Annotated in this window: 18 protein-coding genes; 3 read left to right on the forward strand and 15 right to left on the reverse strand. The window is 64.8% G+C overall.

Features of this window, described 5'->3' with window-relative positions; genetic code table 11:
- Positions 1-144: 144 nt before the first annotated feature.
- Positions 145-942 carry an SDR family NAD(P)-dependent oxidoreductase gene (locus HZF03_RS23295; RefSeq protein WP_264053585.1) on the reverse strand — a complete coding sequence of 266 codons (798 nt, stop codon included), beginning with the start codon at positions 940-942 and terminating at the stop codon, positions 145-147.
- Between the two features lie 357 nt (positions 943-1,299).
- On the opposite strand from HZF03_RS23295, the gene HZF03_RS23300 reads away from it, so the two are divergent.
- Positions 1,300-2,154, forward strand: a complete 855-nt coding sequence (locus tag HZF03_RS23300; RefSeq protein WP_119017361.1) for a xanthine dehydrogenase — start codon at positions 1,300-1,302, stop codon at positions 2,152-2,154.
- A 206-nt stretch (positions 2,155-2,360) separates the two neighbouring features.
- Here HZF03_RS23300 and feoB read toward each other — a convergent pair whose 3' ends face one another.
- Complete coding sequence (gene feoB, locus HZF03_RS23305; protein WP_107357110.1) at positions 2,361-4,241, reverse strand: ferrous iron transporter B; 1,881 nt, start codon at positions 4,239-4,241, stop codon at positions 2,361-2,363.
- A gap of 37 nt (positions 4,242-4,278) precedes the next feature.
- Positions 4,279-4,569: a FeoA family protein gene (locus tag HZF03_RS23310; RefSeq protein ID WP_107357111.1), complete on the reverse strand. Its 291-nt coding sequence runs from the start codon at positions 4,567-4,569 to the stop codon at positions 4,279-4,281.
- Positions 4,570-4,929: 360 nt separating this feature from the next.
- Here HZF03_RS23310 and HZF03_RS23315 point away from each other — a divergent pair, with 360 nt between their 5' ends.
- Entirely contained in the window at positions 4,930-5,091 is a 162-nt protein-coding gene (locus HZF03_RS23315) for a hypothetical protein (RefSeq protein WP_165858170.1), read from the forward strand.
- Positions 5,092-5,262: 171 nt separating this feature from the next.
- Here HZF03_RS23315 and HZF03_RS23320 read toward each other — a convergent pair whose 3' ends face one another.
- The 8 genes from HZF03_RS23320 to HZF03_RS23355 form a co-directional block, all read right to left on the reverse strand.
- Positions 5,263-6,954, reverse strand: a complete 1,692-nt coding sequence (locus HZF03_RS23320) for a methyl-accepting chemotaxis protein (protein ID WP_119019689.1) — start codon at positions 6,952-6,954, stop codon at positions 5,263-5,265.
- Positions 6,955-7,310: 356 nt separating this feature from the next.
- A complete protein-coding gene (locus HZF03_RS23325; protein WP_119019688.1) occupies positions 7,311-9,002 on the reverse strand; it encodes a methyl-accepting chemotaxis protein in 1,692 nt (563 codons plus the stop codon).
- A 203-nt stretch (positions 9,003-9,205) separates the two neighbouring features.
- The gene (locus HZF03_RS23330; RefSeq protein ID WP_119019686.1) at positions 9,206-9,601 is read right to left on the reverse strand and encodes an acyl transferase; all 396 of its coding nucleotides are present in this window, start codon (positions 9,599-9,601) and stop codon (positions 9,206-9,208) included.
- Between the two features lie 279 nt (positions 9,602-9,880).
- The gene (locus tag HZF03_RS23335; RefSeq protein ID WP_119019687.1) at positions 9,881-11,266 is read right to left on the reverse strand and encodes a ribulose-bisphosphate carboxylase; all 1,386 of its coding nucleotides are present in this window, start codon (positions 11,264-11,266) and stop codon (positions 9,881-9,883) included.
- Between the two features lie 58 nt (positions 11,267-11,324).
- Positions 11,325-12,410 carry a class II fructose-bisphosphate aldolase gene (gene fba, locus HZF03_RS23340; protein WP_011160174.1) on the reverse strand — a complete coding sequence of 362 codons (1,086 nt, stop codon included), beginning with the start codon at positions 12,408-12,410 and terminating at the stop codon, positions 11,325-11,327.
- 61 nt (positions 12,411-12,471) lie between these two features.
- Positions 12,472-14,487 carry a transketolase gene (gene tkt, locus HZF03_RS23345; protein ID WP_119019685.1) on the reverse strand — a complete coding sequence of 672 codons (2,016 nt, stop codon included), beginning with the start codon at positions 14,485-14,487 and terminating at the stop codon, positions 12,472-12,474.
- A gap of 34 nt (positions 14,488-14,521) precedes the next feature.
- Entirely contained in the window at positions 14,522-15,397 is an 876-nt protein-coding gene (locus HZF03_RS23350) for a phosphoribulokinase (protein ID WP_011160176.1), read from the reverse strand.
- 37 nt (positions 15,398-15,434) lie between these two features.
- Entirely contained in the window at positions 15,435-16,466 is a 1,032-nt protein-coding gene (locus tag HZF03_RS23355; protein ID WP_011160177.1) for a class 1 fructose-bisphosphatase, read from the reverse strand.
- A gap of 471 nt (positions 16,467-16,937) precedes the next feature.
- On the opposite strand from HZF03_RS23355, the gene HZF03_RS23360 reads away from it, so the two are divergent.
- The gene (locus tag HZF03_RS23360; RefSeq protein WP_119019684.1) at positions 16,938-17,687 is read left to right on the forward strand and encodes an alpha/beta hydrolase; all 750 of its coding nucleotides are present in this window, start codon (positions 16,938-16,940) and stop codon (positions 17,685-17,687) included.
- 128 nt (positions 17,688-17,815) lie between these two features.
- On the opposite strand, the gene HZF03_RS23365 is transcribed toward HZF03_RS23360, so the two are convergent.
- From HZF03_RS23365 to HZF03_RS23380, 4 genes are all read right to left on the reverse strand, one after another.
- Positions 17,816-18,571 carry an IclR family transcriptional regulator gene (locus HZF03_RS23365; RefSeq protein ID WP_011160179.1) on the reverse strand — a complete coding sequence of 252 codons (756 nt, stop codon included), beginning with the start codon at positions 18,569-18,571 and terminating at the stop codon, positions 17,816-17,818.
- A gap of 80 nt (positions 18,572-18,651) precedes the next feature.
- Positions 18,652-19,740 (reverse strand): extracellular solute-binding protein, encoded by a 1,089-nt coding sequence (locus HZF03_RS23370; protein ID WP_011160180.1) that lies wholly within the window; start codon positions 19,738-19,740, stop codon positions 18,652-18,654.
- A gap of 33 nt (positions 19,741-19,773) precedes the next feature.
- A complete protein-coding gene (locus tag HZF03_RS23375; protein WP_119019683.1) occupies positions 19,774-21,564 on the reverse strand; it encodes an ABC transporter permease subunit in 1,791 nt (596 codons plus the stop codon).
- Positions 21,561-22,706, reverse strand: a complete 1,146-nt coding sequence (locus tag HZF03_RS23380; RefSeq protein ID WP_104513043.1) for an ABC transporter ATP-binding protein — start codon at positions 22,704-22,706, stop codon at positions 21,561-21,563. Before HZF03_RS23380 ends, HZF03_RS23375 begins: the two co-directional genes overlap by 4 nt.
- Between the last annotated feature and the right edge of the window lie 68 nt (positions 22,707-22,774).

Consider the following 22,774-nt stretch of genomic DNA (forward strand, 5'->3'; position numbering starts at 1 on the left):
TTACTACCCTAGCACCAGTCCGCCGCCGCTCCTGCATTGACGCAGCGCAAAACTGATCGACCAAAAGAACGGCAGCCAGCAGACGCCGCGTGTGATTGCCAATCAGCCGCAAACTAATTGCGAACTATTCGCTCAGGCTAGCACTCAGACGTGCTGACCGCCATTGATGTGGATTTCTTCGCCGGTGACATAGCTGGCCGCATCCGAGCACAGGAAGAACATCACCTTGGCGACTTCCTCAGGGGTTCCGATCCGGCGCATCGGAATCGTTGGCGCCAGCATTGCCTCGGTCTCGGGCGACAGGATGTCGGTCTTGATCTCACCCGGCGCGATCGCATTTACCCGGATGCCGTAGGGCGCGTAGTCATGCGCCATCTCACGGGTCAGGCAGGTCAGCGCCGCTTTCGAGGTGGCGTAGGCGCTGCCGGCGAACGGATGCACGCGCGAGCCGACGATCGAGGTGACGTTGACGATCGAGCCCTGGCCGGCGCGCAGTTCGTCGAACAGCCCCTGCGCCAGCATCACCGGTGCCAGCAGGTTGACGTGGAACACGCTCATCCAGGTGCCGACCGGCGTGTTCAACGAGGTCAGCCGTTCGCCCTCGGCGCTCTTGGGGGAGATCGCCGCATTGTTGATCAGGGCGTTCAATGGGCCGCCGCCGAGCTTCTCTTTCAGTTCGTCGATCGCCCGGGGCACCGCGCGATGGTCGGCGAGTTCGACCGCGACGTGATTCTCGAGGCCGGTCGCCCACGGACAGCGGTCGTCGGCGAACGGCTGCCGCGAGCAGGTAATGATGCGCCAGCCGGCGTCGGAGAACAGCTTGCCGGTGGCATGGCCGATACCGCGCGACGCGCCGGTCAGGACCAGCGTCTTTTGCTTGCCGACGCGCGCCTCGCGCTGATCATTGTGAAACGGACAGGCGCCGCCTGTGGCCGACGGCATTCCGGCCGGCATACCAGGAGGCATCTCTGCGGGGCGCCCGGCAGGGGGCGAAGCGGGCGCGGGTTCGGGCCGCTCTGCGTGCAGTGGTTCAGGGTGCACGGGACGGTCTCCATCGGTTTCGTTGCAAGTGAACTTGCATGAACCGGGCCAACCGCTACGACGTTCGATTTAGGCCGACAAACCACACCTAGTTGCCAGCCGATGTCATTACAGCGACACCGCTCGCGCCGCACAACCCGACACAACGTTGGCTTTCCGACATCAAAACCCGCCACCCATTACCACTAACAGCGCCTGCTCGGTCTGGTCCGGCTCTTGCTTAAACAGGCTTCGGACACTGAACACAGCGTGGTGGTGATGACGCAGCCTCTCCAACTCAGCGCCGGCGGCTTCGCGGTCGTGCTCGGGACTAATGAGATCGCCTCCGCCGTCGCTGTGCATCTGCACCGCGCCGGCTGCTGTGTGGTGATGTCGCACGATCCGTTTCCGCCGGTGATCCGCCGCAAGATGGCGTTTCACGATGCGCTGTATGGCGACGAAGTCACGGTCGAAGGCGTGCGTGGCGAGCGGGTCGATCACGCCACCCAGATTTTCAAGGCGCTGCGCCGCCACGACAACGTGCTGGTGACCTGGCTGGCGCTGCCGGACCTGCTGCCGATCAGCACGGTCGACGTGCTGATCGATGCGCGGATGCAGAAGCACCGGGTGACGCCGGACCTGCGCGGGCTCGCGCGCGTCAGCGTCGGCCTCGGGCCCGGCTTCTCGACCGCGGTGAACTGCGACGTTGCGATCGAAACCCGTCCCGGCCGCAGCGGCCTGATCGTCGGCTCCGGCTGGACCGATGCGGCCGACGGCGTCGCCAGCCCGCTCGGCGGCGTCGGAGCCGAGCGCTTCCAATATTCGCAGGCCAGCGGCCGATGGCGGACCGCGGTCGAAATCGGCAGCCGTGTCTTCAGCGGCTATCCGATCGGTCACCTCGGCGGCGTTCCGGTGCGGGCGCCGTGCGACGGCATCCTGCGCGGCGTCGTGCGCGACGGCCAGGACGTGCCGCAGGGCGTCAAGCTGCTGGAGGTGGATTCCCGCGGCCGCCATGCGCAGTGGACCGGGATCGACGATCGCGGCCGGGGCATCGCCAAGGCGGTGCTGCGCGCCGTGCAGCCGCAGACCGAAATTCGCCCGAGCTACGCGGCGCAGCCGATCGCGGTGTTCTAGGCGGGCGACGGCCTGCCGCTCGCCATCGCCAGGATGGCTTTCCTACATTGACTGACGCCTCATCCCGATGCCCGGCTTTGCCAGGCTCCTCAGGATGAGGACTTCGGACGCTTGGCAAAGGCCAAATCCGCTTCAATCAATCGATGAAGCGCTCTAGGCCGAGCGACCCAGAGCGCAGCACTGGACTGCGCTCATCGACGCCGGCACTAGCCGGCGCCGAGGGCGACGGCGACGTTGTAGGTGATCAGGCTGGCGATATAGGCGAGCACGAACATGTAGACGAAGGTGACGCCCATCCAGCGCCAGCTTCCGGTCTCGCGCTTGATCACCGCCAGCGTCGAGGCGCATTGCGGCGCGAACACGAACCAGGCCAGCAGCGACAGCGCGGTGGCCAGGCTCCACTTCGAAGCCAGCACCAGGCCGATCTGCTCGGCCGCTTCCTTGCCGCCCTCGATCGCATAGACGGTGCCGAGCGCCGCGACCGCGACCTCGCGCGCCGCCATGCCGGGGATCAGCGCCACCGCGATCTGCCAGTTGAAGCCGAGCGGCGCCAGCACCGGCTCGACCGCGTGGCCGATGATCGAGGCCAGGCTGTAGTCGATCGCCGGCTCGGTCGCGCCGATCGGCGGCCGCGGGAACGAAGCCAGGAACCAGATCAGCACCATCATCGAGAAGATGGTGGTACCGGCGCGCTGCAGGAACATCTTGGCACGGATATAGATGCCGATGGCCACGCTCTGCAGCCGCGGCAGTTTGTAGTCCGGCAGTTCGAGCATGAACGGCGCCGGCTCGTAGTCGCGCCACATGAAGAACTTGACCAGCGCCGACACCGTCAGGGCGCTGACGATGCCCGCGGTGTAGAGGCCGAACATCACCAGCCCCTGCAGATTGATCCAGCCGAACACGTCCTTGGCCGGCACGAAGGCCGAGATGATCAGCGTATAGACCGGGATGCGCGCCGAGCAGGTCATCAGCGGCGCGATCAGGATGGTGGTGAGGCGGTCGCGGCGGTTGTCGATCACGCGCGTCGCCATGATTCCGGGGATCGCGCAGGCAAAGCTCGAAAGCAGCGGAATGAAGGCACGGCCGTGCAGACCGGCGCCGCCCATGATGCGATCCATCAGGAACGCGGCGCGCGCCATGTAGCCGAGGTCTTCCAGCAGCAGGATGAACAGGAAGATGATGATGATCTGCGGCAGGAACACGAGGACGCTGCCGACGCCGGAGATCACGCCGTTCTGCAGGAAACTCTGCAGCAGCCCCTCGGGCAAGTTGGCCTGGACGAAGGCGCCGAGGGCTTCGAAGCCACCGGAGATCAGCTCCATGATCGGCTGCGCCCAGGAGAACACCGCCTGGAACATCACGAACAGGATCAGGATCAGGATCAGCAGGCCGGCGACGGGATGCAGCACCACCCGGTCGATCTGAGCCGTCAGGGTGTGGGGCCGCGCCGGCAGGCTGACGCAATCGGCGATGATGCGGTCGGCCTCGCGTTGCAGGGCGCGCAGCTCGCTGGTGGACAGCGGCCGCCAATTGGTGTCGGTCGCGGGCGCCGGCGCCCGGGCGGCGAATTCATCGGTCCGCTTCAGCAGCTCCGCGGTGCCGCCCTTGCGGACCGCGATAGACGTCACCACCGGAATACCAAGCTGCGCCGACAGCTTCTCGACATCGACCGTGACGCCACGGCGCATTGCGATGTCGTACATGTTCAGCACGAGCATCAGCGGACGGCCGGTCCCCTTCAATTCCAGCATCAGCCGGAAGGTCAGCCGCAGGTTTGTCGAGTCGGCGACACACAGCACCAGATCCGGCACCGGCTCGCCCGACTTGCGGCCGAGCACCACATCGCGGGTGATCTCTTCGTCGGGGCTGCGGCCGCGCAGCGAATAGGTGCCCGGCAGATCGACCAGACTGACGACACGGCCGGCCGGCGTGGTGAACAGGCCGGTCTTGCGCTCGACGGTCACGCCCGGGTAGTTCGCCACCTTCTGGCGGCTACCCGTCAGCGCGTTGAACAGGGAGGTCTTGCCGCTATTGGGTGTTCCAACCAGGGCAAGGTTGAACGGGTGAGAATCGATCGAGCTCATCGCGCAATCGCCAAATCAAGAAGCTGCAATCTGCGCGTCACATCAACACGACGGCCATCGCCTCGCGGCGGCGGACCGCGATGGTGATGTTGTCGACCCGGACCGCGATCGGATCCCGGCCGATGATACCCTCGTGCAACACTTCGACCTTGGCCCCCTCGACGAAGCCGAGCTCGATCAGCCGGCTTTCCAATTCGATCGGCTGCAACGACGACGCCCCGCGGTGCGGATCGATCGCCTGGACGACGCCGCGATAGCCGCGTCGCGCGTTCCCCAGCAGGATCGGCTGGTGATGGCTGTGGCCGTTGTGATGGGGGATTTGGGTCATTACTCGTTCTTCCAATCGGCGCCGCGAAGGTCAAGAGATTCAAGCCGGCGCCATCGGGAGTTTAGAACGATTGTAACAGGCGCTATCAATTCTCAATCTAACAAAAGAGCCCTGCCAAATGGTTTGATTTGGCACAAAACTGCGGACGGCTTCGGCCAGATTCAATCTAAGAGCGAACGTGCAAACCGCATGCCTCGTCTGACCGCACCTCGGATCATCACGCAGCCGCGATCCGTAAACCATGGAGCGTGATCGGCGGCGGGAGACCGTCTCCCGTTAAGGCTTCGGCCAACGCTGCGGCGGATACTGGGCACAGGATCGGGAACATGTCCCGATCACCGCCTCTGACCGGATCGCGCCATGGCCGCCAAGACCTCCAAAGCGAAACGACGCAAGCCGGCCGCTGCGGCGGGCGGCGCGTGGCTCACGATGCTGGCTCAGAACCTGACCAACATGGCGATCGTGACCGCATCGTCGGGTTCGGTGCTGCTCTGCCTGCTGATCGCCAAGCGTTTCGCCTGAGAGCGATTCCGCTCTATTGGAATCAGAGCCGCGCTTTGGCGGACTCACCACAGACAGAACCTCACGATGGGGACGCGCGCAGCGCCGTCTCGAACCCTCCCCCTAAAACGTCGATGCCCGGTACGAGGCCGGGCATGACGCGGAGTTGAAGGGGGAAAAACGGCGCGGCGATCAGGCTGCGCGGACCGTATCGAGGAACCGGGTGACCTCGATCTTCAGCCGGCTGGATTCCTGTGACAGCGACTGCGCCGCCGACAGCACTTGAGCCGAGGCCGAACCGGTCTCGGTCGCGCCGCGCTGCACGTCGGTGATGTTCGCCGACACCTGCTGGGTGCCATGCGCCGCCTGCTGCACGTTGCGGGAGATTTCCTGAGTAGCGGCGCCCTGCTCCTCGACCGCGGCAGCGATCGCCGACGAAATCTCCGACATCCGCCCGATGGTCTGCCCGATCTCGCGGATCGCATTGACCGACTCGTTGGTCGCCGACTGGATTCCCGAAATGTGCTGGCCGATTTCGCCGGTGGCTTTCGCAGTCTGCTCGGCCAGCGCCTTGACCTCGGCGGCCACCACCGCGAAGCCGCGACCGGCCTCACCGGCGCGCGCCGCCTCGATCGTGGCGTTGAGCGCCAACAGGTTGGTCTGGCCCGCAATGGTGTTGATCAGTTCGACGACGTCGCCGATCCGGCTGGCCGCTTCCGACAAATCACCGACGCTGGCGTTGGTCTTGCGGGCCTGATCCACCGCCTCCGAGGCGATCCGCGACGACTCCTGGACCTGACGGCTGATCTCGGTGATCGACGACGACATCTCCTCGGTCGCGGAAGCGACCGACTGGACATTGGTGGAAGCTTCTTCGGACGCCGCCGCGACCGACGTCGCCAGCTCCTGGGAGCGATCGGCTGTCGAGGTCAGCGTGCCGGCCGATGCCTCCAGCTCGGTGGAGGCCGACGACACCGTCTCGACGATCTCGCTGATCGCGGCTTCGAACTGCCTTGTGGCCGCGTCGACCCGGTGGCCGCGCGCGATCTTTTCCTCGGCCTCGCGCGCCGCGGCCTGATCGGCCTCGCGCTTGGCGATCAGCGCTTCCTTGAAGATCTGCAGCGAATCCGCCATCGCGCCGATTTCGGTCGACTCGCCGCGATGCGGCACCTCGGCAGCGAGGTTACCCTGGCCCAGCGCCTGCATCGGCGCGATGATCGACGCGATGCCGCGGCTGATGTCGCGGATCACCAGATAGCTGGCGATGAACCCGAACGCGATCGTCAGCACCAGAATGGTGACGACGATCATCACCGCCGAGCTATAAGTCGCTTCCGCCAAAGCGGTCGACTCATCAGCACCCTTCTTGTTCAGATCGACATCCTTCTGCAGGACGGCATCGACCCGGCTTCCGATCGGCCCCAGCGTCTTTGTCAGGTACTCGCCCAGCTCGGCAGTGGACTGACCGACACTCTTTTGCGACATCTCCACTGCCTTCTTGGCACCGTCGAGATAGACGTTCAGCTCCTTGCTGAACTGTTCGTACAGCGCCTTTTCTTCAGGCGTGGTAATCATCTTTTGGTAGCTGTCGAGCTGCTTGTTGATGACCTCTTCGACGCCGGCGATTCGCTTTGCGGCCGTCGCCTTGCCTTCCGCCGTTGTCTCCATCGCGTGGGCTCGCAGCGTCACCCGATACATCGCCAGGGTCGTGCGGATGTCACCAAGCACGCGCACGCTCGGCAGCCAGTTGGTGGCGATATCGACCGTCGAGTCGTTCAGGGTCCGCATCTTGAGCAGGCCCAGCCCACCGATCCCCGACATGGCCACGAGAAGCAGCGCCACGAGCGCGATGATCTTGGTACGAATCGAAAGTCTGGACAACATCGGCATCTACTCGTCTGATGGAAGACCAAATATCAGGAATTGGTACATTACCGCACAGCCACTCGGCGCAGCCGGGGGTCGGCGATCCAATTCTGGAACCAAGGTGCAGCTTGCAGGTTGAGGTGGCGTTAAACTACGACCTCGTAGAACTACCAGACCGGAAGAACTACTCGCTTCGGAAGTCCGGCTCCGGCGCTCGTTCATCAAACTCGTCAGGACCGGCTGACCCGGCCACTCATGATTTGCTCGCAGTTTCTGTTCCAAAACGTGGATGCCCGGGCCGAGCCCGGGCACGAGATCGTTGCGAGTAGCGGCTTAGCCGCTGCGTACCCCGCTGACGGCAGGGGCCCGAGCGGTTAGGCAGCCCGCACGGTGTCGAGGAATTTGGTGACCTCGACCTTCAGCCGGTTGCTGTCCTGCGACAGCGACTGCGCGGCGGAGAGCACCTGCGACGAGGCGGAGCCGGTCTCGGTGGCGCCGCGCTGTACGTCGGTGATGTTCGACGACACCTGCTGGGTGCCGTGCGCCGCCTGCTGCACGTTGCGGGAGATTTCCTGCGTGGCGGCGCCCTGCTCTTCCACCGCCGAAGCGATCGTCGAGGCGATCTCCGACATCCGGCCGATGGTCTGGCCGATCTCCTTGATGGCTTCGACCGATTGGCCGGTCGCGGTCTGAATGCCGGTGATGTGCTGGCTGATTTCACCGGTGGCTTTGGCGGTCTGTTCCGCCAGCGCCTTCACTTCGGCCGCCACCACCGCAAAGCCCCGCCCCGCCTCGCCGGCACGCGCCGCTTCGATCGTGGCGTTCAGCGCCAGCAGGTTGGTTTGGCCGGCAATGGTGTTGATCAGTTCGACCACGTCGCCGATCCGCGCCGCAGCATGCGACAGATCGCTGACGCTTTCGTTGGTCCGACGGGCCTGATCGACCGCATCGTTGGCGATGCGTGCCGATTCCTGCACCTGCCGGCTGATCTCGGTGATCGACGAGGTCATCTCTTCGGTCGCCGACGCCACCGACTGGACGTTGGTGGAGGCTTCCTCGGAAGCCGCCGCCACCGACGTCGCCAGTTCCTGGGCACGCTCGGCGGTCGAGGTCAGGGTGCTGGCCGAAGCTTCGAGCTCCGTGGAGGCCGACGACACGGTATCGACGATCTCGCCGATGGCGTGTTCGAACTGCCGGGTCGCGCTGTCGACCCGCTGGGCGCGCGCGATCTTCTCCTCGGCCTCCTTGGCAGCCGCGGCGTCGGCATCGCGCTTGGCGATCAGCGCCTCCTTGAAGACCTGCAGCGCATCCGCCATCCGGCCGATTTCGGTCGGCTCGCCGCGATGCGGCACCTCCGCCGCCAGATTACCCTTCCCGAGGTCCTGCATCGGCGAAATGATCGATGCGATCGCGCTGATGATGTCCCGGATCACCAGCACGCTCATGGCGATGCCGAGCGCAAAGGCGATCGCGAGAATCGTGACGACCAGGCCAAAGCCGAAGCTGTAGGTGGTATCAGCAGTCTCGGTCGAGGTCTGCGCCCCCTTGTTGTTGAGGTCGATGTCGCGCTGCAGCGTGTCATCCATCCGGGTCGCGATCGGGACCAGGTTCTTCTTCGCATAGTCCCAGGCCGACGCGGGAAACTGGCCAACGCTGCTGCGCGAGATCTCAAGGGCCTTTACGACGGCGGCTTTGTAGTCGATCCACCCCTTGGCAAAGTCCTCGTACAAAGCCCGCTCCTCTGGAGAGGTCACCAGCTTCTCGTAGTCCTTGAGGGCCTTATCCAGCGACACCTGGGTCGAAGACATCCGTTTGTCGGCGCCATCCTTGCCTTCTGCGGTGAGATCCAGGATGTGATCGCGCAGGGCGCCACGGTAGCTCAGCACGTAGGCGCGCATCTCGCCGAGAACCCGCACGCTCGGCAGCCAGTTGGTCGCGATATCCGTCGACGCGGCATTGAGCGACCGCATCTCGACCACCGCCAGCGCGCCGAGACCCGACAGGGCAATCAGCAGGGCGGCGACCAGCGCAGTAATCTTGGTACGTATGGTGATCTTGGCGAACATCGACATCATCCTGTGAGAAAGACATGGCGCGCGCCGTCATCTGACGATAGCCCGGCATCGAACCGGACTCACCATCACTGACTCAGCCGAGACTGCGCCCCTGCACCGCCGCCACTGTGAGTTTCACTCGCTTGCGAGTTCCTTAATTCAGCACCGCGTACGATTACGTACGTTGCCGACGCCACGAACTAACAAGCCGAGAACTACGTGCGCGGATGATGATGTGCCGGCGGGCCCCCGACCCAGCGCAGCAGGTGCTTGCTGAGCCAGCTCTGGTGAACCTCGTGGGATTCCGAGGTTGGCACCGCCTTGACGGCAGCTTCAGGGTCGTCCGCGATGTGGGAGTGCGGCTCCGGCTCGTCTTCAGGATGGGGATGGGCCGCCGCGGCGGCCGCGCGGGCGAGCTGCTCGCGAACCAATTCGCCAGCCAGATATTCCGCGAGCGCCAGCGGCGGCATCATGCCGAGTTCCTCGGTCCGCTTGCGGCCGGCGGCCGTCACCGTGATCAGCCGGTTGTCGATGATCACGAACACGCTCGGGTAGTACACGCCGTTGACGGCGATCTGAAACTGGTACGGACCAGACCGACTGTGCGTCATCTGAGTTCTCCGACGTCAGGGCCTCCGCCGAATTTGAGCGAACGCCAACGCGAACTGACCTGTGACCACACCCCAGCATTGCACGACGCTCAGGAAACGCAAGCTACCACTCCCCAATCGGCGCGGAGCGTTTCTTTTCCGTTGCGGCTTTTGCTGACGTTGAGATCAACTGATCGGAGAATGCGGCGGGCCGTCAGATGGTCCTCGAACAACTACCAGGTCCAAAGCAAACGGCCCGCGCCGAAGCGCGGGCCGTCAGTCGTGTGCGGTGCGAGAAGCTTACGCCGCCTGCGGCTTCAGCTTGGCGCGCCAGTTCGGATACAGCTTGTCGGCGTCCTGCGGGAAGCTCTCGAACGCGCGGGCGAATTCGCGGTGATCCTTGGCGAACTCGACCGGATCGGCGCCCTGCTTCCAGCACTGTTCGGCCTGACGCAGCGACTTGGCACCGGCCGCGCCGCCGTCGACGTGACCGAACGCACCGCCGCCCGCCGTCATGATCAGGTTGGAGTGGCCGAGGTTGTCGAAGAAGCCCGGCATCCGCAGCGCGTTCATGCCGCCGGAGATGATCGGCGTGGTCGGGTTGAGGCCGAGCCACTCCTGGTGGAAGTACGGACCGTCGGCCGAATCCTCGGTGATCATGTAGGCGATCGCGCGGTCGGCGGCTTCGCCTTCCATCTTGCCGAAGCCCATGGTGCCGGTGTGGATGCCCGAGGCGCCCTGCAGACGCGCCATCTTCGACAGCACGAAGGCGGTGTAGCCGCGCTTGGACTGCGGCGAGGTCACCGCACCGTGGCCGGCGCGATGGTAGTGCAGGTACTGCTTCGGGAACGCACGGCGGGCGGTGGTGACCGCAGCCGGGCCGGCAACGTAGCCGTCGACCAGGAACGCGATGTGGTCGGCGTTGTCGGCGAAGGTCTCGAGGATGAATTCACCGCGCGCCAGCATCTCGTAGTGATCGTCGGCGGTGATGTTGAACGAGAACAGCTTGGCTTCGCCGGTCTTGTCCTGCGCACGGCGCATCGCGTCGGCGACGGCCCGCACCGTGTCCTTGAACGGCGCGAACACCTGGTTGCCCTGCGGCTCGTCGTTCTTGATGAAGTCGCCGCCCAGCCAGAAATCGTAGCAGGCATTGGCGAACGGCTGCGGGCGCAGGCCGAGCTTCGGCTTGATGATGGTGCCGACGATAAAGCCGCCGTTGACCACCGGGCGGCCGAGCACGCGCCACAGATCCCGAATCGTCGTCGACGGGCCGTCGAACAGCTTCAAGTAAGCCGGCGGGACATAGAAGTCGTACATCTTGGCGTATTCGACGTCGCCCATGCCCTGGTTGTTGCCGATCGTCAGGGTCAGGAACGAGGCGATCATGGCACGGCCGTCGATCACGTTGCGATCGAACAGCTCGATCGGGTACGCGATCTTCATCAGGCCCTTGGCCTCGTCGATCTCGTACACCAGCGCGTCGACGCCGCGGGTGAAGTCGTCGGTGGTGGAGACTTCGACGTTGGTGCCGGTCGAGGATTCGGCGGCGAAGTGCGCGGCGGTCTGGATGAAGTTACCGAAGCCGGCCTTCGGCTTCATGATGTAGGCGCACAGCACGTGCCGTCCGCCCGCGATCAGCTCGCTCTCTTTGAGGTTGAGGTTGGCGTAGCGGTTCGACTGGTCCATGGTGATCTCCTGCAATGCGAGGCGCGGCGGCCCGCTGGCCGCCGCGAATTGAAAGCGGTTACTCCGCGGCGCGGGCGACCTGGCCGATCTGCGGATCGAGCGCGCCGGACTTGTAGCGCTTGGCCATCTCCGCCATCGGCACGACCTTGATCTTCGAGGCATTGCCGGCGGTGCCGAATTGCTCGAAGCGCAGCTTGCAGATGTCGCGCATCGCATCCATCGCGGGCTTCAGGAACTTGCGCGGATCGAACTCCGCCTTGTTCTGGGTGGCGACTTTCCGGAACACGCCGGTCATCGCCAGACGGCAGTCGGTGTCGATATTGACCTTGCGGACGCCGTGCTTGATGCCACGCACGATTTCCTCGACCGGCACGCCGAAGGTCTGCGGCATCGCGCCGCCGAACTCGTTGAAGATGTCCTGCAGATCCTGCGGCACCGACGACGAGCCGTGCATCACGAGGTGGGTATTCGGCAGGCGGCGGTGGATCTCTTCGACCACCTTCATAGCCAGCACGTCGCCGTCGGGCTTGCGGCTGAACTTGTAGGCGCCGTGCGAGGTGCCCATCGCGATCGCCAGCGCGTCGACCTTGGTGGCGCGCACGAACTCGACCGCCTGATCCGGATCGGTCAGCAGCTGTTCGCGGCTGACCTTGCCCTCGACGCCGTGGCCGTCTTCCTGCTCGCCGCCGCCGTGCTCCAGCGAGCCGAGCACGCCGAGCTCACCTTCCACCGAGGCGCCGACCCAATGCGCCATGTCGACGACGCGGCGGGTGATGTCGACGTTGTACTGATAATCGGCGGCGGTCTTGGCGTCGGCCTTGAGCGAGCCGTCCATCATCACCGAGGTGAAGCCGTAGCGGATCGCGGTGGCGCAGGTGGCTTCGTCGTTGCCGTGGTCCTGATGCATACACAGCGGGATGTCCGGATACATTTCGGCCAGCGCGTCGATCATCTTCGCCAGCATGATGTCGTTGGCGTAGGAGCGGGCGCCGCGCGACGCCTGGATGATCACCGGCGCGTCGACCAGCGCCGCCGCCTCCATGATCGCGAGGCCCTGCTCCATGTTGTTGATGTTGAACGCGGGCACGCCGTAGCCGTGCTCGGCGGCGTGATCCAGCAATTGCCTCAGAGTGATGCGCGCCATGATGTCTCCTCAGATACTATCCGTATGACGACAACCGTCGTCGTGTTGTTCGAAATCGGGCTCAGTGCTTACCGCGGGCGATCGCGCCCTTGGCGGCGTCCACCACCGCTTCCGCGGTGATGCCGAACTTCTGGTACAGGATCGGCGCCGGCGCCGAGGCACCGAACCCGGTCATGCCGACGAACGCGCCGGTATCGCCGATCCAGCGGTGCCAATCGGTGTCGCGCGCCGCTTCGATGCCGACACGCGGCGCGGTGCCGAGCACGCTGGCGCGGTAGGCGTCGTCCTGTTCGGCGAACAGTTCGAAGCACGGGGCCGACACCACCGCCGCCTTGATGCCTGCGGCTTCCAGCTTGCAGGCCGCATCCAGCGCCAGCGACACTTCCGAGCCGGTGGCGATCAGGGTGACGTCACGCTGGCCCGGATCGACCACGACGTAAGCGCCGCGCGCCACCGGGTTGCCGGAGACGCCGTTCGGCCGCGGCAGCGGCGGCAGGCCCTGACGCGACAACGCCAGCACCGACGGACGCGAGGTCTGCTTCAGCGCGCAGTCCCAGGCCTGCGCGGTTTCGATCGCGTCGGCCGGGCGGAACACCAGGACGTTCGGGATCGCGCGGAGCGAGGCGACGTGCTCGACCGGCTGATGGGTCGGACCGTCTTCGCCGAGGCCGATCGAGTCGTGGGTCATCACGTGGATGACGCGCACGCCCATCAGCGCCGCAAGGCGGATCGCCGGACGGCTGTAGTCGGCGAACACCAGGAAGGTGCCGCCGAACGGCACGAAGCCGCCGTGCAGCGCGATGCCGTTCATCGCCGCCGCCATGCCGAATTCGCGGATGCCGTAGTGCAGGTAGGACCCGCCGAACGCGCCCGGCTTGACCGACGCGGTGCCCTTGGCATGCGTCAGGTTGGAGTGCGTCAGGTCGGCCGAGCCGCCGAGGATGTTCGGCGACGCCGGCACGATGGCGTCGATGGTGAGCTGCGACGCCTGACGGGTGGCGATGGTCGGCTTGTCGGCGTCGAACTTGGCGATCAGGCCCTGCAGCGCGCCTTCGTAGTCCGCCGACAGCTTTCCGGCGAGCGCATCGGTGAAGCCGGTGCGGGTCGCAGCATCGGCCGCCGCCAGCCGCTGATTCCAGGCCTCGTGCGCCGCCTTGCCGCGGCCGCCGGATTCCCGCCAGCGAGCCAGGATCCCTTCCGGAATCTCGAACGGCGGATACGGCCAGTTCAGCGCAGCGCGGGTCTTCTCGACCTCCTCGGCGCCGAGCGGTGCACCATGCGCCTTCTCGGTGCCGGCGACCTTCGGCGAGCCGAAGCCGATCGTGGTACGGCAGGCGATCAGCGACGGACGGTCGCTGTTCTTGGCCTGCTCGATCGCCGCCGCGACCGCTTCCGGATCATGACCGTCGACGCGGGTGGTGGCCCAGCCGGACGCGGCGAAGCGCGCGAGCTGATCGTCCGAGCACGACAGCGAGGTGTCGCCGTCGATCGAGATGTGGTTGTCGTCCCACAGCACGATCAGCTTGTTGAGCTTGAGGTGGCCGGCCAGCGAGATCGCCTCGTGGCTGACGCCTTCCATCAGACAGCCGTCGCCGGCGATGACGTAGGTGTGGTGATCGACCAGTGCGTCGCCGTAGCGCGCATTCATCATGCGTTCGGCAAGCGCCATGCCGACCGAGGTCGCAAGCCCCTGACCGAGCGGGCCGGTGGTGGTCTCGACGCCCTGGGTGTGGCCGTATTCCGGATGGCCCGGGGTCTTCGAACCCCACTGCCGGAACGACTTCAGCTGATCGATCGTCACTTCCGGATAGCCGGTCAGATGCAGCAGCGCGTACAGCAGCATCGAGCCGTGGCCGGCCGACAGCACGAACCGGTCGCGGTCGGCCCAGGCCGGATCGGCCGGATCGAACTTCAGGAAGCGGGTGAACAGCACGGTGGCTACGTCGGCCATGCCCATCGGCATGCCCGGGTGGCCGGACTTCGCCTTCTCGACACCGTCGATAGCGAGAAAGCGGATCGCATTCGCCATGTCGCGATGCGTGACCTTGTCGTGGATGTCGCGTGCGGGAACGTTCAAACCGGCCTCCCCAGATTCTTCCAAATGTTGGGCATTACTTCATGCTTCGTTTGCGGTCGATCAGCTGCATGATCAACGGCGTCAGGATGAGCTGCATCGCCAGGTCGAGCTTGGCGCCGTGGATCACGATCGAGTTGGCGCGCGACATGAAGCTGCCTTGGATCATCGACAGCAGATACGCAAAGTCGATGCCGCGCGGGTTCTTGAAGCGGATCACCACCATCGATTCATCGGCGGTGGGAATCCAGCGCGCGATGAACGGGTTCGAGGTGTCGACGGTCGGCACCCGCTGGAAGTTGATGTCGGTCTCGGCGAACTGCGGCACGATGTAGTGCACGTAGTCCGGCATCCGGCGCAGGATGGTGTCGGTCACCGCCTCGGTCGAATAGCCGCGCGCCGCACGGTCGCGATGCAGCTTCTGAATCCATTCGAGGTTGATCACCGGCACGACGCCGATCTTGAGGTCGGCGTGCTGCGCGACGTTGACCTTCTCGGTGATCACCGCGCCGTGCAGACCTTCGTAGAACAGCAGATCCGAATTCGCCGGCAGATCCTGCCACTGGGTGAAGTTGCCGGGCGGTACGCCGTGCAGCGCGGCTTCCTCGTCGTCGTGGACGTAGTGACGGGTGCGACCGATGCCGGTCTCGGCGTAGCTCCGGAAGGTCTGCTCCAGCTCCTCGAACAGGTTGGTCTCAGGGCTGAAATGGCTGAAGTGGCGATTACCGCGCTCGGCTTCCTCCGCCATCTTGTTGCGCATGTCGACGCGATTGTAGCGGTGGAACGCGTCGCCCTCGATGAACGCGGCGTTGACGTTCTCGCGGCGGAAGATCTGCTCGAACGTCTTCTTCACGGAGGTGGTGCCGGCGCCGGAGGAGCCGGTGATGGAGATGATCGGATGCTTACGGGACATGAGGAGTTACTTCCAATTCCAACCGGGAGAGACGACGTCAGACGCGGAACAGGCCGCGGCGGGCGAACAGCGGCGCCGAACGCGAGGCCGCACTCGGATCGGTGTGCAGCAGTTCGATGCGCTTGACCTTGTCGATCGACCCCATGATCAGCGGCGACCGCTGGTGGATCGTCTTGGCGGTGAGATCGAGCACCCGCTCGCGCCCGGTCGAAGCGGCGCCACCGGCCTGCTCCATCACGAACGACATCGGATGGGTTTCGTAGAGCAGCCGCAGCCGGCCGTTGCCGTAGCCCGGGCGGTTGTCGCCGGGGTACAGGAACACGCCGCCACGGGTGAGGATCCGATACACCTCGGCCACCAGCGAGCCGATCCAGCGCATATTGAAATCCTTGGCGCGCGGGCCGTCGGCGCCGGCGATGCACTCGTCGACGAAGTCGCGGATCGGTTGCTCCCAATGGCGATGGTTGGAGGCGTTGACGGCATATTCGGCGGTGTCGGCCGGCACCTTCACGCGCTCGCGGATCAGCCGGTAAACCTTGGCCTTGCGGTCGAGCGTGAAGATGTTGACGCCGTCACCGAGCGTCAGCACCAGCGAGGTCTGCGGCCCATACACCACGAAGCCCGCCGCGATCTGGCAGGAGCCGGCCGCAGTGAACGGCTTCACGCCCGGCTGGTTCGGGATGATCGAGAAGATCGTCCCCACCGTCATGTTGGTGTCGATGTTGGACGAGCCGTCGAGCGGATCGTAGGCGATCGAAATCGGCGCGTTCGGATCGCCGTCGAGCAGGGTGTCGGATTCTTCCGACGCCAGCGCGGCGTAGGGCACATCCTTCAGCGACTTGACGATGATCTGCTCGGCCTTGACGTCGAGATCCTTCTGCACGTCGCCATCGGCATTGCTGCCACCGTGCGCGGCGCCGGTGATGCCGGCGAGAGCCCCCTGCCCGATCAGTTCAGAGATTTCGATCGATCCCGCGGCGATCGCGCCGACCGCGGCGGCGACAGCTTTTTTCTGCGGATCGACCGCATACGAATCCAAAAGAACTGAGAGCGTTTGGCCCTGATCCATGATGACTCCCCCACAACGCAGCGCGACCAAATGGTTCCGCGAGCTCCGTTGCGCGGAGCTTGTGAGCCGATCGGTCACATAAGAGAAATTGCATTTTCCTTGGTACCACCAAAGGAATTTTTATATGAAGCACCGCAGCCCTGTATTTTCTTACCGGAAAACGGCGGCGCGGCGCGCATTCTGCACAATTAGTCGAAGACCGCCGTGATTTAGATCAGAAGACACGGCCCCAGATCGGGGTGATTTGGCCCCGATCGGTCGGAGAGTCGACACTCTTATACTTTAGCAGCGCCGCGTATCCACACCCTGCGGGTCTTTGCCGCTGCAGAGGCCAGCCAAGATGCTGCAGCGCGACGTCCCTTGAGCTTCCGTCGCATTTTTGGGACATAGGAAAACTGAACCAAAACAGATGGTTGAGCGACCGGAGCGATGCTCGCGACGGCGCCGCCGTCGTTCAAAGGGGGAGACGGTATGAGCGAAGCGGTGATGGCCGGCGCGGAGGCGTTCGCGTTCGACGGCGGCAAAACGGGCGTGCTGCTGGTGCATGGATTTACCGGCAGCCCACAGAGCATGCGCTATCTCGGAGAACGGCTCGGCGAGCGCGGCTATTCCATTATCGGCCCGCGGCTGCCCGGACACGGCGTCTCGCCGGCCGCAATGGCCAAGACTACCGCCAACGACTGGGTCGACTGCGCCGAGGACGCGCTGCTGGAGCTGTCGGCCAAATGCGACAAGACCTTCGTGGCCGGACTGTCGATGGGCGGCACGCTGTCGCTGTATCTGGCCGCCTCGCATCCGGACAAGGTCGCAGGCGTGATCCCGATCAACGCTGCTGTTCAGATCGACTCGCCCGATCTCGCCGGGCTGGCTTACGCCCGCGGCCTGCCGGAATTCGTCCCCGGCATCGGCTCTGACATGGTCGACACCACCACCAAGGAGCTGGCCTACGACCAAGTGCCGGTGACCTGCGTCAAGCAGGTGATGGGGCTGGCCGCCACCGCCCGCGCGCTGCTGCCGAGGATCAAATGCCCGACCTTGGTGATCAACTCGCGCGTCGACCACGTGCTGTCGCCGGCCAATGCGACCGTGATCGCCAACCACGTCGGCTCCAGCCGGATCGAAACGCTGTGGCTGGACAATTCCTACCACGTCGCCACGATCGACAACGACAAGGACCTGATCGCTTCTGCGATCGACAGTTTCGTGACGCGGAACCTGTGATCCACAGCGGCAGCGGCGCACCCGCTGCCGCAATCGCACGCGGCGAACTGTGCGGCCCATGTCTGCGCTGAGTGCTCCGAAAACCAGTCGCTCCGCTCGTCCTTGCAAGGAGCGGAGCAACCAAGCCCTTACTTCACACCGCCATGGCCGAGCGCCATACCAATGGTGCGGGCGGCTTCCATGACGTGGACGGAGTATTCCTTGATCTGCTTGCGCTTGACGCGGATGTCCGGGCCGGACATCCCGATTGCGCCGATCAATTCGCCGGAACGGCCGATGATCGCGCAGGCGCAGGCGGCGATGCCTTCGCGCCACTCGCCGTGCAGCACTGACGCATAGCCCTGCGACCGGATGGTGCGGATGTCTTCGCGCAGCTCCTCGAGCGTGGTGCGGGTCGAATCCGTATAGCGCTTCAGGTGCGGGCGAAGGATTTCCAGATAATCGTCGGGCATCTGCGCCAGCATCGCCTTGCCGGTCGCGACCGTGAACGCCGGCGCGCGCATACCGACGCTGGTGTGGGCGCGGATGTGATGGGCGCTTTCGATCTTGTCGACATACAGAACTTCGGTGCCGTCGAGCACCGACAGGTGGACGGTCTCGCCGGTGATCTCGGCCAGCCTGGTCATCGCCGGCCGCGCGACCCGAACCAGATCCATGCGCTGGATGACGTGATGGCCAAGCTCCCACAGCTTGGTGGTCAGCTCATAGGTGCTGTGCGGCGGAATCTGGCGGACGTAGCCCTGTGACTGCAACGTCGCCAGCAGCCGGTGCACGTTGCTCTTGGTGAACTTCAGCTCGTTGGCGAGGTCCGTGACCCCGCGCGGTTGATCGCTGAGCGCAAGGGTCTCGAGCAGTCGAAGTCCCTTGATGAAGGCTTTGTCCATTCAGGCGGCCGGGCAATATCTCTTTGTTGAAATAGCGACCGGCAGTCGTAACTGCCGGTCGAAGTTTGCGACGCGCCGGCTTACTGGGCCAGCATCGCGTTCAGCTTTTCTTGTCCGTATTCTTCATTGGTGGAATTCCCCGCCGGCGACGGAGCACCCCAGAAGTCCGGGCTCCACTCGATCGCCTTGGCGACGTTCTCGGGATTGTTTGCCCAGTACCGCGCGATATTCTTATCCGTCGCCGCGTCGAACACGACCTTCGACGGCAGCGCCACCGGGAAGGTGGATGTCAGTTGCGCGGCGCGCTTCGGATCAAGACGCCAAGACAGCAGCTTCAGGGCATTGTCGTAGTTCGGCGCGCCTTTTGGAATCGAGAAAAAGTCGTAATAGACGAAGCCCTGGTTGAAGGTGAGGTCGATCGGCGCGCCTTCCAGCGCCAGCTTGCTCATCGAACCGGTATAAGCCAGGCACATGTCGGCTTCACCATCGAGAATGAGCTGCGGCGGCTGCGCGGCGGTGGTCCACCACTTCACCACGTGCGGCTTGATCTCCTTGAGCTTCTTGAGCGCCCGATCCATGTCGATCGGATACAGCTTGTCCTTGGTGACGCCGTCGGCCATCAGCGCCGCTTCGAAGGTGAAGCGCGGCCACGCCGGCATGCAACGGCGTCCCGGGAACTTCTTCACGTCCCAGAAATCGGCCCAAGTCTGCGGGGCCTTGTCGCCCTTGAACTTGTCCTTGTTGTAGACGAGGCCGACGCCGATCACTTGCAGCGCGACGCCCTTCTTGCGCTTCAGATTGTCCGGCATCGCCGCCAGGGTCTTGTGCGCGGACTCCGACAGCTTCGAATAGTCGATGTCGGCCAGGCAGCAATCGCCAAGCAGCTTGGTTTCCTGGTCAAAGATGAAGGTCAGGTCCCACTGCGCCTTGCCGGCTTCGGCCTGCGCCTTGATGCGCGGACCGCTGCGGGCTTCCTGCACGGTGACGACCTTGATGCCGGTTTCCTTCTCGAACGGGTCGTACATCACCTTGCGCAGCGCATCGCCGTAGCCGCCGCCCGGATCCTGCATGATCACGACATTGCTCTGGGCTGCGGCGGTCCCCGCCCCCAGTGCGATGAATGCCGCCGAAGCCAAGGCCGGCAGTCTGAAGCGTTTCAGTCCCAACATCGTGCGTCTTCCTCGTGGTTTGATCGTTTGTCGTCAGTTCGCTTTTTGCGAGGTCGCCAGGACCGGCCGGGCAAGAAACAGTCCTCCCACGACCAGCAGAACTTCGAGCGTGGAGACCACCGCCAGCACCGGATTAAGCCGGTAGTTGATGTCGCCCCACAGCATCAGCGGCAGAGTCTTGAGCTGCGCGCTCGACAGGAACAGGGTCAGCACCAGCTCGTCGAACGAATGCAGGAAAGCGAAGAAGGTCGCGGCTGCGAGGCCCGGCGCAATCGCCGGCAGCGTCACCAGCCGGAGCACGGTCAGCGACGATGCACCATGCACAGCCGCGGCCTGTTCGAGCCGCTTGTCGACGCCCTGCAGCGCCGCCGCCAGGATCACCACCACGATCGGCAGGCCGCCGATGGCGTGGGCCGCAGCGAGGCCGAACACCGAGCCGATCAGATCGAATTTCAGGAACAGGGTGTAGAGCGACAGGCCGAGCACTACCGGCGGCACGATGATCGGGCTGACCAGCAGCAGCATGATGGCGGACTTGCCGCGGATGTTGCCGCGGACGATGCCGAGCGCCGCGCAGGTGCCGAGACCGACAGCGATCGCGGCCGACACCAAAGCGATCAGCGCCGAGGTCCAGAACGCCCGCATCCAGTTGGTGTCGGAGAAGAACTGCTCGTACCAACGCAGCGAGAAGCCCGGCGGCGGGAAGGTCAGATAGCTGGCGCTGCTGAACGAGATCACCATCACCACGACGATGGGGAGGATCAGCACGGCGACGACGACACCGCCCATCACCCGCACCGTCCAGGTACCGACGCCGGCCGGCAGCAGTCCGAGCAGGCGCAGCAGCGGCCAGCCGATCGTGTCGGCAAGGCTGCTGCCGATCGAGCGGCGCGTCGGATCATCGGCAGCCGTGCTCGTCGTGCTCGCCGCATTCGACTCGGTCAGCTTGCGACCGCCCCAGATGAATTCGAGGCCGAGGAAACGTCCGGCGATCGCCACCACCGCCAGGGTAATCAGCAGCAGCACCACGCCGAGCGCCTGCAGGAAGCCTTCCGACGTCACCGAATCCGCCTGCTGGGTGATGTGCATGGCGAACATCTGGTCGCCCGGCCCGCCGAGCAGCGTCGGTGTAATGAAGAAGCCGATCGCCGCAACGAACACCAGCAGGAAGCCGGCGCCGATGCCGGGCAGCGTCAGCGGCAACAGCACGCGCCAGAACACGGCGATCGGGCCGGCACCGGAGGCGAGCGCGGCGCGGGTCAGGCCGGGGTCGAGCCGTGACACGCTGGAATAGATCGTCAGCACCATCAGCGGCAGCAGCACCGCGGTCATGCCGAGCAGCACGGTGCCGCGATGAAACAACAATTGCACCGGCTCGCCCAGAATGCCGATCGCCACCAGCAGCTTATTGACCGGCCCGGTGCGGCCGAGGAGCACCATCCAGGCGTAGGTGCGGATCAGGATGGCAATGAAGTATGGCAGCACGATCGCGGTGGCGATCAGCGCCCGGGTGAGACCCTGGGTACGATGGATCAGAAGCGCGGTGGGATAGCCGAACAGCAGGCACAGGAACGCCACCGTGACCGAGATCTGCATGGTCCGGACCAGCGATTCCCAGTACAGCGGCACCGCGAAGACGCGCTGGAAGTAAGTCAGCCAGCTCGGACCGCTGATGCTGATCCGGATCAGATCGATCAGCGGCAGCAGATAAATGAAGCCCAGAAACGCCACCGCCGGCAGCAGCAGCAGCGCCGGGTTCTTCAGCTTCATCGCCAGACTGGAGGCCGGCTGCCGCGGCTCGTCGGTCAGCGAGAGCGTCGTCATGCCAGCACCCAGCAGTCTTCCGGACCCCAGCCGACATGCAGTCGGTCGCCGACATTCGGCAACGGCCGCTTGGCGCTGTCGGGGCAGCGTACAAGCAGCGTCTCGCCGCTTTCCATCTGCGCTTCGATACGCAGTGTCTCACCGAGGAAGATCGCCGAGGTCACGGTCACCGGCGTCGAGTTCGCGGTCGGCTCGTCCGCAATCGCGACCCGCTCGGGCCGTACCAGCACGGTGACGCGACCGACGTCGATGGCGTCGCGGCTCTCGGCGTCGAACACGTAGCCGGACCGGTTCTTGAGCGTCACCGTGGTGCCGCGCTTCTGCATGATCTCCGCTTCGATCAGATTGCTCTCACCGACGAACGAGGCCACGAAGCGATTGGCGGGGTGACGGTAGATGTCGAGCGGACGGCCGATCTGCACGATCTTGCCGGCATCCAGCACAGCAATGCGATCGCTCATGGTCAGCGCTTCGCCCTGGTCATGGGTGACGAACAGGATGGTGCTGCCGATGGTCTGGTGCAGGTCGCGAATTTCGATCTGGATCGACTCGCGCAGGCGGCGGTCGAGCGCGCTAAGCGGCTCATCCATCAGCACGACCTTCGGCCGCATCACGATCGCGCGTGCGATGGCGACGCGCTGCTGCTGGCCGCCCGACATTTCCGACGGCGATTTGTTGGCATGGGCCGACAGCCGCATGATCTCCAGCGTCTCGGCGACGCGGCGCGCCGTGGTGGCGCGGTCGACGCCCGCCATGCGCAGCGGGAACGCGACGTTCTGCGTCACCGTCATGTTGGGAAACAGCGCGTAGCTCTGAAACACCATGCCGAAGCCGCGCTTGTGCGTCGGCACGTTGTGCACCGGCTTGCCGTCGACCAGGATTTCGCCGCCGTCGAGGGTCTGGAAGCCGGCGAGCAGATTGAGCAGCGTAGTCTTGCCGCTGCCCGACGGGCCGAGCAGCGTGATGAATTCGCCGGGCTCGATATCGAGATTGATCCGGTCGACCGCGTGAAACTGACCGTAGCGCTTTTCTGCTTCGCGCACCGCGATGCTGGAGCCGATGACCTGCCGCTCTTGTGCGGCCTGCGATCCTGCTCCTCGCGCGCCGAAACCTCCTGCGCGCAGAGCCACTGGCTCGGCCATCGTCCCCTCCTTGATCATTCCCGACTTCGTCGTTCTATATTATGAAACGCTATTCCAATTATTCTTGG

Origin of the sequence: Rhodopseudomonas palustris (assembly GCF_013415845.1) — a bacterium.
In the GTDB taxonomy this organism is placed as follows: Bacteria; Pseudomonadota; Alphaproteobacteria; order Rhizobiales; family Xanthobacteraceae; genus Rhodopseudomonas; species Rhodopseudomonas palustris_F.